Raw genomic sequence first — 10,991 nt, 5'->3', positions numbered from 1 at the left:
TGAGGTTTTTTTATTATGGGCAATTCAACGGACATGATATCATTCTCCAGGTAAAATCCACCTCTCTCGATTTGGTTAGCAATGACATAATTTGCTCAAACAAGGTCGCTCTTTTGTGCTGCAAAACCCCCATCACTTCACTTTGGATTTAGATGCATGGGTGGGGTGACGGAAAGAAACCGGGTTTCTATGAAAAATCGTCGCTTTGTAACTAGAGATCGCAGAAAGAAACCCGGTTTCTCAGAGCCGGTGCGGGCAAATCACCTTTGTTTCTCGGAAAAATTGTTGGTTTGGTTGCCACAGATCGTAGCCAGAAACCCGGTTTCTCAGAGCCGATCGCATTTAAGCTGTACAAAGAATTCCTTTATCCACAATGTCAGATAAATCGCAAACTCCACGGGTTGTTGTTGTCGGTGCGGGATGGGCAGGTTTGGGCGCAACCTACCACCTCGCTAAACAAGGCTACGATGTTACTCTACTAGAAGCTGGCCCCTATCCAGGCGGTTTAGTCGCCGGTTGGAAAACGGCGGGGGGACGTTCTGTAGAAGCTGGTATTCACGGCTTTTGGTATCCCTACAACAATATCTTTCAACTGGTCAAAGAATTAGGTTTGAGTCCTTTTACACCTTGGACTCGTTCTTCTCAGTATTCTCCCGCAGGTTTCGAAGTCGAATCGCCGATTTTTCAAGAGCTGCCCCGACTGCCTTCGCCTCTGGGAACTTTTATTTATACCCAGTTTAAGCGGTTACCATTAATCGATCGCCTTTCAGCTTTACCTTTACTCTACGCTGTCGTTGATTTTGATAATTCCGATGCAGCTTGGCGACGCTATGATGGCGTAACTGCCCGGGAATTATTCAAACAATTTGGCGTTTCTGCAAGACTTTACCGCGAGTCTTTTGAACCGATGTTGTTAGTCGGTTTATTTGCCCCAGGGGAACAATGTTCTGCCGCTGCTACTTTGGGAATGCTTTACTTTTTTATCCTGGCGCATCAACCGGATTTTGATGTGGTTTGGTGTCGGGGTACGGTAGGCGAAAAAATCTTTCGTCCTTGGGTAGAACAAATTGAAAAATCCGGGGGTAAGCTGGCAACAAATCGCCGCGTCAGCGATTTAATTGTTGATAACAATCGCGTCACTGGCGTTGTCTGTGGGGATGAAACTTTCGACGCCGATGCGGTTATTTTTGCCGTTGGCGTGACTGGTATGCAGAAAATTATCTCCGGCAGTCCTAGCTTGCAAAAACGCCAGGAATTTCGCGATGTAATGAATTTGGGCGCGATTGATGTTTTGGCTACCCGGTTGTGGTTTGACCGCAAAATTGATATTCCTTTGCCTTCTAATGCTTGTTTTGGGTTTAATCCCACTACAGGATGGACGTTTTTTGATTTGAATGCGCTGCACGATGAATATCGCGATGAACCAGGCACTGTTATCGAAGCGGATTTCTATCACGCGAATCAATTTTTGCCTTTAAGCGATGAAGAAATTGTGCCGATTGTGCAGCGGGATTTAGCCGCCTGCGTTCCCGCTTTTGGGCAAGCAAAAGTAATCGATAGCAGCGTCATTCGCTTACCCCGTGCGGTGACCCATTTTGCACCGGGTAGCTATCAGTATATGCTGCCTGCGGTCACGAGTTTTGAAAATGCCTTTATGAGTGGGGATTGGATTGTCAATCGTCACGGTTCTTGGTCGCAAGAAAAGGCTTATGTGACTGGTTTGGAAGCAGCGAATTTAGTTATCGATCGCTTGCAGCAGGGAAGTAAAGCAGAAATTATCCCTGTGGAGGCGGATGAATTGCACATTCAAATGGCGCGATCGCTTAACCAATCGGTACGCAATAGTCTGAAACCTTTGTTACCAAATTTCTGGTTGCCTTGAGCGGTAGGGGCGCGCATCTGTGCCCCTCTTCTGACTACTGGGGAACCATCCCACCCCTGCCTCATCCCCAATACCCGCGGCGCCCAAGCGCCTACTACGAACGGGCGCCAGCGCCTGATTTTAATATTAATTATCATAAAGTAAAGCTTTGCTACAAAAATATTTACTTTTAATAAAATTTATTTGTTTTTTATCAAATTTATGTAAATAATATTGTCATAAGAGCCGGAGATTCAATCAGGACTTACGCACTACGAGCAAAGAAACCCGGTTTCTTTGCTTAGAAACCGGGTTTCTGGCTGCGTTTTTCAGAGAAACAAAGGTGATTTGCCTCTGGTTCGCTGCCAACAGCCTGATTCTGGTTTTACATCGGGTACTGACGCTTGCCAGAATTGATGCATCTGCTATATGATTTAAATCACAGGGAGAAATTGATTTGAGTCACAGGCGGCAACCGCCTCAGCTCACAGAATAGACCGGAAGCGATCGCACTCAACCAGAGATAGCGATCGCAAATTGCCAGCGAGTTGGATCGCAACTCGTGCCGGGATTTTCCTGGATATTTAACATTATTGGACTTCTTGTGAAGATACATAGAACGGGTGAAACTCTAGTAAAAATACGTTGTTTAGCTAGAAATAAACACCTATACTTGATGCTGTACAGAAGTTCACTCCCTAGTTTTCCCATTTATTGATGGATTTAAAACGCCAGAACTATGTTGTTAACTAGCCAAAGAGAATCCTTGGAACAATCTTCTCCCTACAAAGCCGACATTGAGCAAATTCCTGGAGGCTATAAAGGCTGGTCGATCACTACAAAACTGATTAACGGCAAACTATGGTTGCGCTGGCAACACCCAAAAGAAAACTTGCCTCGCTACGGCTGTCTCGTCGGCGAAAACGGTTTGAGTGCAACCATCGACCACGTCAGAATGATGATTGACCTGATGATTAAGTTAGAGTCAGAAGTCCAAAAACAAAAACATCTCCAAGAATGGTAGAAAAGCAACAAGATCGCTGCTATCTTGAGCCACTGGCAATTCTAAAATAAGGTATCTATCGGGATAGCAATTATGCTGAGTTCTACGCTGGAACTATTGGAAACAGCCCGCCGCAATGTCTACGCCATCGGCGCGTTTAATGTCTATAACTTAGAAGGGGTAAAGGCAGTTATAGGGGCGGCAGAGGCGCACCAAAGTCCAGCCATGTTGCAACTTCACCCCAGTTCGCTCAAGTCTGGCGGATCTCCTCTAGTCGCGCTTTGTTTGGAAGCAGCGCGCGCCGCCACAGTACCGATATCAGTTCACTTAGATCACAGTACTGACGCTGCGGCAATCAAAACGGCTCTGCAAGCGGGGATGAATTCGATTATGGCAGATGGTTCTCATTTACCTTATAGTGAGAACTTAGAATTTACAAAAGAAATGACCGAGTTAGCCCATACTTATGGGGCAGCAGTTGAAGCAGAAATTGGCAGAATTAGCGGCACAGAAGATGGTTTAAGCATCGCCGAAAAAGAAGCGAAAATGACCGATCCTTTTCAAGCGGTTGAATTTGTAGCGGCGACCCAGGTGGATGCTTTAGCCGTTACAATTGGTAACGTGCATGGAGAATATCGCAGCGAACCCAGATTAGATTTTGACCGACTGGCAAAAATTCGCAAGTTGATTAGCATTCCGTTAGTATTACACGGCGCTTCTGGTTTGCCTGCGTCGATGATTAGTAAATCGATACAATTGGGCGTATGCAAGTTTAACGTCAATACTGAAGTACGTCAGGCTTATATGCGGTCTTTAAAAGAACAGTTGGGTTCGCCTAAAACCCCCGATTTACTCGATTTAACTCAAGAAGCAATCGCATCGATGCAAGCGGTAGTTGCAGAAAAGTTGCAACTATTCGGCTCGGTAGGTAAAGCCCACTTGCATCAATCTCCCTACGCCCAGATGCTAGCGCGACTAATTGCAAATTGAAGATGGCAGATGGCAGATTGCAGATGGCAGATTGCAGATTTTAGAAGAAAATAACGCTGTAAATCTGCCATCTGAAATTTCAAATCTGAAATCAAATAAATCTGCCATCTGAAATCTTAAATCTCAAATTATTTAAAGCCTTTCTAGAACGGCTTCAGCTTTGCTGATTTCAAATGTTTTAGGTGGATCGATTTGCAGGGATTTGACGACACCATCTTCAACTATCATGGCATAGCGTTGCGAGCGCACGCCCAAACCCTTGCCGCGCAAGTCTAATTCTAACCCCAGAGCCTTGGTAAATTCACCGTCACCGTCGGCAAGCATCATTATTTTATCGCCGACATTCTGATTTTTCCCCCAAGCATCCATGACAAAAACATCGTTAACGGCAATACAAGCGATGGTATTGACGCCTCTAGCTTTAATTTCATCGGCATAGGTAATAAAACCAGGCAAATGCTGTTCGGAACAGGTGGGCGTAAACGCACCAGGGACTGCAAACAAGACCACTTTTTTCCCTTTGAATAGTTCGTCGGTGGATACTGTTTGACGCCCATCAGCCGTCATCGTTAACAAATTAACCGATGGAATTTTATCGCCGACTTGAATAGTCATATTCTCTCCCTCTTGATTTAGCTGTCTCTCAATATTGTCTCACTCAAGTTGACGCAGCGAGTCAGATCAAATCCGCTTGCATCGGATTCAATTGGGTGCAACACAACATTGTAGGGGCACGGCATCCTACAACCTTTGAGCTGGTGACAAAACTTACTGATGCCGTGCCCCTACCAGGATCGTTGATACCATTGAAAATCTTTATAATTCGGATGCAAACGGATTCGATATCAGCCACTTCAATAAGTTGATAAAGTAGACATGGCTCTAGAGGAGATAGGACTGTGAGCAATCTCGGTAAAAAAAGATTAGAAGCTGCCTTAGCAATTGCCGGTTACGCAGTTGGTAGCGGTACCGCCTCCGCTGCACCAACTCCCGGTATAGAAGTTCCCAAACAGTTAGTTTTCACGGCTTCTGATGTGCTAATGTATACCACGATCTGGAAAATCTATTTTGAGGAAGATTTAACCAGAAAGGCGCTTTTAGAAATGCTGGCAGAAATTGGTTTAGTCACAGTTGCGGCAACGGGGACGGCTTATATTGTTGCTAAAGCAAGCACAGCAATATTGTGTGAAATTACAGATTGGTTTGGGCCAATGGTATGGGGAGTTTCAGCTGCGATCGCTGCTTCCCTCACGGGTATATTTGGCGCTGCATGGGCGCTATATTGCGATTATCTTTACGCTCAAAAACAAACATCTCCAGCTTAATTCTAGTTCCCAGGCTCCTGCCTGGGAACGTTAAAGCGAGGCTCTGCCTCACTTGATAAAAAAGCGTTAGGGTTAGAAAAGTTTGGCTATAGTAAAATAGTTTTGTGAAAAAAAACAGCCTGGGGAACGCCACCAAACTGCATAAATCGACCGCATGATATCGCTTCCGTTTACTCAGATCTTGCACCCGATCATTAAATCGCCAGAGAATAAATTCACGGGCTTTTAGCTAAAGTCCTTTTTAGAGGACTAAACACTTATTCAAAAGGAATTTCAGTTTATTTTAATGGACTTGAGCTGTTAGTCCGGAAATTTATTTCCGGACGGGTCGGTGGAAAGGTGCAAGATGTGAGTTTAGGTACTCATAGTTAAGGCTAACCCTCTGACGCGGAGAATTTTTACCGTGACTACTTAAACGGAATTGATATTAGATAGACCTACTACAAGCCAGGTGCGCGATCGCTCGCGTCCGCTGCAAATTGAGTAGCACCGGCTACCACAAGTTGCTGATTTTCTGCCGCTTGTGCTTCAGCATCGGCAACCATGTCTCTCAATTGTTCAGCGTCCGCTGCAAATTGAGTAGCACAGGCTACCACAAGTTGCTGATTTTCTGCCGCTTATGCTTCAGCATCGGCAACCATTCGTGTCAATTGTTGTAGAGTTTTGGGTAAATAACTCTTTGTCTCGATTTGCTCCTGCTGGGAATGGTAATTTAATAAACTTTCTGCAATCAGCGATGCAATTTCATCCGGGGTCTTGTCTGGGTGATAAAGGACAAGAATATTGCCCGTTAGTGGATTGGCAGAGACATCCTTAATTTCCGCCTTCTCTAGGCGCGATCGCTCCAGGTATGTTTTTAAAGACTTGGAGCCGTAAAGTTGATTAATTTTATATATCGCTCTGCCTTTGACGGCAGTATGTATGGCTTGAATCACCAAATTTTCTCCTTGTTGTTGATTACACTGAAAAATCGCCGCGACGTAAATTTATACGCCTTTATAGTTAGTGCGGGTTTGGTAGTAACGCAAGTTGCTAGTTATAAACAAGCGCGTTGCTAATGGCTAATTGCTAATTGCTAATATAGGATTTTTACCCACATTAGCCATTAGCCATTAGCTGCTATGCATGAGATAACTAGCAACTTGAGTTAGTATCTCTGTTTTGGCTGGGGAGTTTCGCCTGCTAAGCTAGTTTCGGTTTGCCAGTTTGCGCTTTTGTAGCTCGGTTTCATTAAGGCGTCGAAGGCATACCAAGTCAAGAGATACCAAGGTAACTCCTCGATTTGAAACCCTTGATCGAACCACTGTCGGATACTAAGCACGCCCAATCCCAGCATTAGTAGCAACCGCAGATCGGTAGCGCTGCATGGGGAGGATGTCAAAGCTACTTTTGATCTGTCTTGCGTAGCATGGGTATCAGCAAGTTTGCCATTAAATGGTGCCTGCTCCTCAACTAGCTCTGTCATTGTTTTTGCCATTGCCTCGAATTGCGCTTGCTTTTCGGCAACTAGCTCGGCAATTACCTCAGCCATTAGATTCTCTATTACCTGCCCGGCTTCTGCCACCGCTTCCTTACACCTTTGGGAAAGTGCTATTTCCTGTTGGATAGTTTCTGTCTCTAAAGGTTGATTCGCCGCTTCTGCAAACAAACCAACCGTTTTTGTAAAGATTTGCGCTGCACATGCCTCGAAAATTCCAGAGAATCCATGTTTTCCGTCTAATTGGGTTTCCATTTTTTAGCTTCCCTCTTAAGACGCAGACTGTATGAGCATAATTCAATCCAATTACCAGCGCAATCAATCTAAAGATAGAAGCAAATATTGTAGCGATCGCCACATTGATTTGTTACAAATCAAAAAATTGTAGCTTTTGTAACCTTATTCTATCCTCGCGATCGCTAACTCTAGACTTTTCCTGTCGAGCCACCCAACAATAGCTTTGTGCAAAAAAAAACAGCCTGGGTAACGCACCAGGCTGCTGGGGTTGTAATTTACCAAGACAAATGTACTATAAAACTGGCGGCGGGTGAAAGCAGGCGCAATTTTTGTTGCCGTCAGGGCGATCGCTCCACAAGATTTGGCATACTTGACAAATTGAGATCGTCATCGGTGCATTTTCTGGAGAACTTGATATGCAACAGCCAACATCAGTCTCTAAGCACAAGCATATTGTTTTAACTTCCCACCCTGGCAGATCCGGGGCGAAACCGATACCGATACGTTGGGGAGAACGCGATCCGCTGCAACGGGGGCCGATAATAGGGACATTGGGAAACGCTGCCCATCGCAACGTCATTGGCACCCATTCAGGTTCCTATGCAGTGTATCGGGCGCTAGCGATCGCCTCTGGAAGCCTTCAAAGCGATCATCGGGCAGATTTGACCAATACCGCCCCCGTTGTCCAAATTGGGCCATATCCGAGTTGGTTCGCTCCGCAAAAAATTGTTTCCCTCGATCCGTTTGGGGCGATGGTAGAAGAAGCATACGCCGAGTATTACGAACAAGGATACGATATTCGCCCCACGATCGCGATTACCAAAGCGCACATTACCCTGCCCGAACTGCAAGATTGCATTGCCAAAGGGCGCTTGCAAATTGACGGGGAGATCTTAAAAAGCAACGGTAGCTTGGTGGTGACAAAAGCTGCCATCGACCCAGTTTGGTACTTGCCGGGAATTGCCCAGCGACTCGGCGTACAAGAAAGCGATTTGCGCCGCATTCTATTTCAGCAAACGGGGGGAATGTTCCCCGAACTGGTAACGCGCCCGGATTTGCAGGCTTTCTTACCCCCCATCGGTGGAACTACGGTTTATATCATTGGGGATGTAGCAGATATTACAGACCCCAACAAACCGCTAGCCGTGCGAGTCCACGATGAATGCAACGGTTCAGATGTTTTTGGTTCGGATATTTGCACCTGTCGTCCTTATTTAGTGCATGGAATTGAAGTTTGCATCCAGACTGCACAAGCAGGGGGTGCGGGTGCAATCGTATACTTGCGAAAAGAAGGAAGGGCATTAGGGGAAGTTACCAAATTTTTGGTTTACAATGCCCGCAAGCGCCAGGAGGGAGGCGATCGCGCCGATTCCTACTTCACCCGCACCGAATGCGTCGCCGGAGTGCAAGATATGCGCTGCCAAGAATTAATGCCAGATATACTGCACTGGTTGGGAATAACTCGCATCGATCGCTTAGTCTCGATGAGCGATATGAAATATAACGCGATCGTCAATTCTGGCATTGAAGTCATCGAACGCATACCCATTCCAGAAGATTGGATTCCGGAGGATGCACAGGTAGAAATTGCTGCCAAAAAAGCCGCTGGTTATTACACGCCAGATATCGTGCCAGATGCGGCAATGTTGGCAGAAATTAAAGGTAGAAATTTGGCAGATTAGCTCTGTGGACTGACGCACCAAGATCTGAGAAACCGGGTTTCTTGCTACGTTCGCGAAGCGTGCCTCCAGGCATATCTTTTGTTCTAAAGCAACGATTAATCGATAGAAACCCGGTTTCTTTGCGTAATATCATGTCCTTAAGATTACCCTTAATGGGGTGTAGGGGCACGGCATCCGAGATATTTTGCCAGATATAGATAACTTAAAAATGCCGTGCCCCTACATGCGACGTATCTGTGGGGTAACGCGATCAGATTTTATTACGGGACAAGCTAACGCACCTTACAGGTAGAGGCTCTGGGCGGATTCCAGCTCAACCCCTCTGCTGCTTAAGGTCATCGTTACAAGATCGCTGCTAGACGGGAACCGACTTCAGTCAAGCCTATGGCTGCTCAAAGCAAGACTTATAGCACAAGTGCATCAATCTCTTGACACTTTGTAAATAATTCGTTACAGTGATTTACATAAGTTAACAAATACCAGAGAGCGAACTATGTACACCACTAACAACGAAGGTCTTCTCAACAACTACGCTGCTGAACCCGCTATCTACTATGCACAATACCCCTCAGCTGAACAGCAGCAGCGGTATGCTTTTCAAGGCGCTGCCGCTATTCTGCTCGTCTCGTTGCTGGTTTTAACCGCATTCGGCGTCAGCTAAGAAGTTAAAAATTTTCACCAGAGTTAACAACGTCGCTGATTGAATTTCTCCCTATTGTTTACACCCCAGCCTGCAAGCTGGGGCTTTTGCTGTTTGATCTGGGATGAAAAACATAGAACCTTGCCCGATCTAGTTACTATGTCATCATGACAAATTAACTAGCTTACAACGTTCCGAACTTGGGGGTTTTAGTGCATCCGAAAGAATTTATCGCCAAGTGGCACTTGACTCGGCAAGAGCTTGCCCAACTAACTGGCAAAAGTGCTGATACTGTATATCACTGGTTTGTAGAGGGAAGCAGTCAGCGAGCGGTTCCACCAGACGTGACCAATTATTTGTGTTTATTGGATGCGGTTTGGACACAGCGACAGACTTTAGAGCAGCGCTTACCGGCGCACATTAACGCATTGTACGAGCTTTCAAGGTCGAGACAGTCTCAAAAAAGCTTGTCATAATGACAAAGTTATTGTGGCTTGATGACAAAGCGATCGCACCACGCCTGGACAGCTAAATGCGATCGCCACCTACAACAGATAAATCAAGAGCTTGTGAGTGCAAGATCAACCGCAGGAGGAATAAATAAAACAAATGCCTTCAGTCGTTTCTAACCAAGCGCCTGGGCAATTTCTGCGCCTAATCTCGCCAGCGTTCTTTCCCTGACAAAATCAGCCGCCGCCCGTGCAGATTCGGCAAGAATAGTATCTGTATTTGGCGTGAGTTTCAATGCTCCCCCCAAATAACCTAAAGCCTTGCAATAGTAATCAGATAGGTTAGTTGCTGCCAATCGTTTCACGACCTGATGATCGCCCCGATGGAAAGCGCTGAACGCTTCTCTGTGTAAATCGTTTTCAGGTTCGCCCAACGCTGACAAAATCGCTTCAACAGCTTTATTTACGCGATCTGAGTTGAGTTCAGTATTAATTGTTGTGGTCATGATTTTGCTCCTATTTGAATTTACATCTGTGGTCGCGATCGATCTGTGGCTGGTACGCGGTTTCCCAGTTGTCGTTGAGATGCTTCACGATCATCCGGCTGATCGTTTGTATCATCGATCCACCATCTACAATCCTTGCTACTTTTAGCAGCACGTAATTGTAAGCGGACAAACCAATCGTGTTGTAGCTGCGCTTGTAACCGGGGTCTGTGGGAATTGGCTCAATAGGGTCGATAGGAGAAACACCAAACCCAGGTCTACCCTGCTGGTATCGTGGCAAGTCTTCTTCTAAGCGATCGCGCAGAGTCTTAAAATACTCTTCTTCGCTCATGCCGCGATACTGTGCATCAAGGATACCGGCGTTGGCGTAAAACTCTCCGTCGCGGCGGAAAAACCCGTGCAAACATTGCTTGACAATGGTTGACTTGTTCCATCCCAGCTCATCGCAAGCCAGCATGAGTTTTTCCCAGGTAGGGTCGTCTGCAAATATATAGTTGATCCGGATCTCGCGAATCATGAAAAGTCGTCGTTTACTAATAATAAAAATTTTATAACATGATTAGAATTTTTATGCTATAGTGTGTCATCAATAAATATAAGTGCGTCCCCGCCTAGTGTTCGCTGCACTGGGCGGAGACTTCCACCCCGATAGAGTTGTCCTATAGGAGGGCATAATTATCATGACAAACTTTGGGTGCGATTCGTTCAGTTGAAATAAGTAGCAACACTTAGGGAAGACTGGCTGGGAACAGAGAAATCTAAACCCTGACAACTTTATAAGCAAGATGGTGAGCCTAGTACCCTAGAACGGCAAACCCATC

The 10,991-nt window shown here is 45.8% G+C and carries 13 protein-coding genes; 7 read left to right on the top strand and 6 right to left on the bottom strand.

Annotation, left to right across the window (positions count from 1 at the left end; genetic code table 11):
• Nucleotides 1–373: 373 nt before the first annotated feature.
• The 3 genes from MiSe_RS44050 (at nucleotide 374) to MiSe_RS44040 (ending at nucleotide 3,854) form a co-directional block, all read left to right on the top strand.
• Nucleotides 374–1,882 carry a hydroxysqualene dehydroxylase gene (locus MiSe_RS44050; protein WP_226592831.1) on the top strand — a complete coding sequence of 503 codons (1,509 nt, stop codon included), beginning with the start codon at nucleotides 374–376 and terminating at the stop codon, nucleotides 1,880–1,882.
• A gap of 718 nt (nucleotides 1,883–2,600) precedes the next feature.
• Nucleotides 2,601–2,885 carry a hypothetical protein gene (locus MiSe_RS44045; RefSeq protein ID WP_226592829.1) on the top strand — a complete coding sequence of 95 codons (285 nt, stop codon included), beginning with the start codon at nucleotides 2,601–2,603 and terminating at the stop codon, nucleotides 2,883–2,885.
• Nucleotides 2,886–2,957: 72 nt separating this feature from the next.
• On the top strand, nucleotides 2,958–3,854 hold the full coding sequence (locus tag MiSe_RS44040; RefSeq protein ID WP_226592827.1) for a class II fructose-bisphosphate aldolase: 897 nt from the start codon (nucleotides 2,958–2,960) through the stop codon (nucleotides 3,852–3,854).
• A gap of 132 nt (nucleotides 3,855–3,986) precedes the next feature.
• Here MiSe_RS44040 and MiSe_RS44035 read toward each other — a convergent pair whose 3' ends face one another.
• The gene (locus tag MiSe_RS44035) at nucleotides 3,987–4,469 is read right to left on the bottom strand and encodes a peroxiredoxin (protein WP_226592825.1); all 483 of its coding nucleotides are present in this window, start codon (nucleotides 4,467–4,469) and stop codon (nucleotides 3,987–3,989) included.
• Nucleotides 4,470–4,753: 284 nt separating this feature from the next.
• On the opposite strand from MiSe_RS44035, the gene MiSe_RS44030 reads away from it, so the two are divergent.
• Entirely contained in the window at nucleotides 4,754–5,179 is a 426-nt protein-coding gene (locus MiSe_RS44030; RefSeq protein ID WP_226592823.1) for a hypothetical protein, read from the top strand.
• 440 nt (nucleotides 5,180–5,619) lie between these two features.
• Here MiSe_RS44030 and MiSe_RS44025 read toward each other — a convergent pair whose 3' ends face one another.
• The 3 genes from MiSe_RS44025 to MiSe_RS44015 form a co-directional block, all read right to left on the bottom strand.
• Entirely contained in the window at nucleotides 5,620–5,775 is a 156-nt protein-coding gene (locus MiSe_RS44025; RefSeq protein WP_226592821.1) for a hypothetical protein, read from the bottom strand.
• Between the two features lie 21 nt (nucleotides 5,776–5,796).
• Entirely contained in the window at nucleotides 5,797–6,114 is a 318-nt protein-coding gene (locus MiSe_RS44020; protein WP_226592820.1) for an HMA2 domain-containing protein, read from the bottom strand.
• A 212-nt stretch (nucleotides 6,115–6,326) separates the two neighbouring features.
• On the bottom strand, nucleotides 6,327–6,911 hold the full coding sequence (locus MiSe_RS44015) for a DUF5132 domain-containing protein (protein ID WP_226592818.1): 585 nt from the start codon (nucleotides 6,909–6,911) through the stop codon (nucleotides 6,327–6,329).
• A 398-nt stretch (nucleotides 6,912–7,309) separates the two neighbouring features.
• On the opposite strand from MiSe_RS44015, the gene MiSe_RS44010 reads away from it, so the two are divergent.
• The 3 genes from MiSe_RS44010 to MiSe_RS44000 all read left to right on the top strand — a co-directional run bounded on the left by MiSe_RS44010 (nucleotide 7,310) and on the right by MiSe_RS44000 (nucleotide 9,691).
• Complete coding sequence (locus tag MiSe_RS44010) at nucleotides 7,310–8,575, top strand: GTP cyclohydrolase II (protein WP_226592816.1); 1,266 nt, start codon at nucleotides 7,310–7,312, stop codon at nucleotides 8,573–8,575.
• A 493-nt stretch (nucleotides 8,576–9,068) separates the two neighbouring features.
• Nucleotides 9,069–9,236 (top strand): photosystem II assembly protein Psb34, encoded by a 168-nt coding sequence (gene psb34, locus MiSe_RS44005; protein WP_226592813.1) that lies wholly within the window; start codon nucleotides 9,069–9,071, stop codon nucleotides 9,234–9,236.
• A gap of 191 nt (nucleotides 9,237–9,427) precedes the next feature.
• Nucleotides 9,428–9,691, top strand: coding sequence for a hypothetical protein (locus tag MiSe_RS44000; RefSeq protein ID WP_226592811.1), 264 nt, complete (start codon nucleotides 9,428–9,430; stop codon nucleotides 9,689–9,691).
• Between the two features lie 149 nt (nucleotides 9,692–9,840).
• Here the strand turns inward: MiSe_RS44000 and MiSe_RS43995 are convergent, their stop codons facing one another.
• Together MiSe_RS43995 and MiSe_RS43990 are read right to left on the bottom strand one after the other, a co-directional pair.
• A complete protein-coding gene (locus MiSe_RS43995) occupies nucleotides 9,841–10,170 on the bottom strand; it encodes a hypothetical protein (RefSeq protein WP_226592809.1) in 330 nt (109 codons plus the stop codon).
• A gap of 10 nt (nucleotides 10,171–10,180) precedes the next feature.
• The gene (locus MiSe_RS43990) at nucleotides 10,181–10,687 is read right to left on the bottom strand and encodes a hypothetical protein (protein ID WP_226592807.1); all 507 of its coding nucleotides are present in this window, start codon (nucleotides 10,685–10,687) and stop codon (nucleotides 10,181–10,183) included.
• Between the last annotated feature and the right edge of the window lie 304 nt (nucleotides 10,688–10,991).

It is taken from the genome of Microseira wollei NIES-4236 (assembly GCF_020521235.1).
In the GTDB taxonomy this organism is placed as follows: Bacteria; Cyanobacteriota; Cyanobacteriia; order Cyanobacteriales; family Aerosakkonemataceae; genus Microseira; species Microseira wollei.
The sequence above is the reverse complement of the archived record's forward strand: the minus strand, read 5'-3'. Positions and strand labels throughout refer to the sequence as shown.

Bases quoted from the DNA above. Each gene is read 5' to 3' on its own strand.
- MiSe_RS43995 (WP_226592809.1), bottom strand. From the start codon at position 10,170: ATGACCACAACAATTAATACTGAACTCAACTCAGATCGCGTAAATAAA.
- psb34 (WP_226592813.1), top strand. From the start codon at position 9,069: ATGTACACCACTAACAACGAAGGTCTTCTCAACAACTACGCTGCTGAA.
- MiSe_RS44040 (WP_226592827.1), top strand. From the start codon at position 2,958: ATGCTGAGTTCTACGCTGGAACTATTGGAAACAGCCCGCCGCAATGTC.
- MiSe_RS44010 (WP_226592816.1), top strand. From the start codon at position 7,310: ATGCAACAGCCAACATCAGTCTCTAAGCACAAGCATATTGTTTTAACT.
- MiSe_RS44050 (WP_226592831.1), top strand. From the start codon at position 374: ATGTCAGATAAATCGCAAACTCCACGGGTTGTTGTTGTCGGTGCGGGA.
- MiSe_RS44035 (WP_226592825.1), bottom strand. From the start codon at position 4,469: ATGACTATTCAAGTCGGCGATAAAATTCCATCGGTTAATTTGTTAACG.
- MiSe_RS44015 (WP_226592818.1), bottom strand. From the start codon at position 6,911: ATGGAAACCCAATTAGACGGAAAACATGGATTCTCTGGAATTTTCGAG.
- MiSe_RS44045 (WP_226592829.1), top strand. From the start codon at position 2,601: ATGTTGTTAACTAGCCAAAGAGAATCCTTGGAACAATCTTCTCCCTAC.
- MiSe_RS43990 (WP_226592807.1), bottom strand. From the start codon at position 10,687: ATGATTCGCGAGATCCGGATCAACTATATATTTGCAGACGACCCTACC.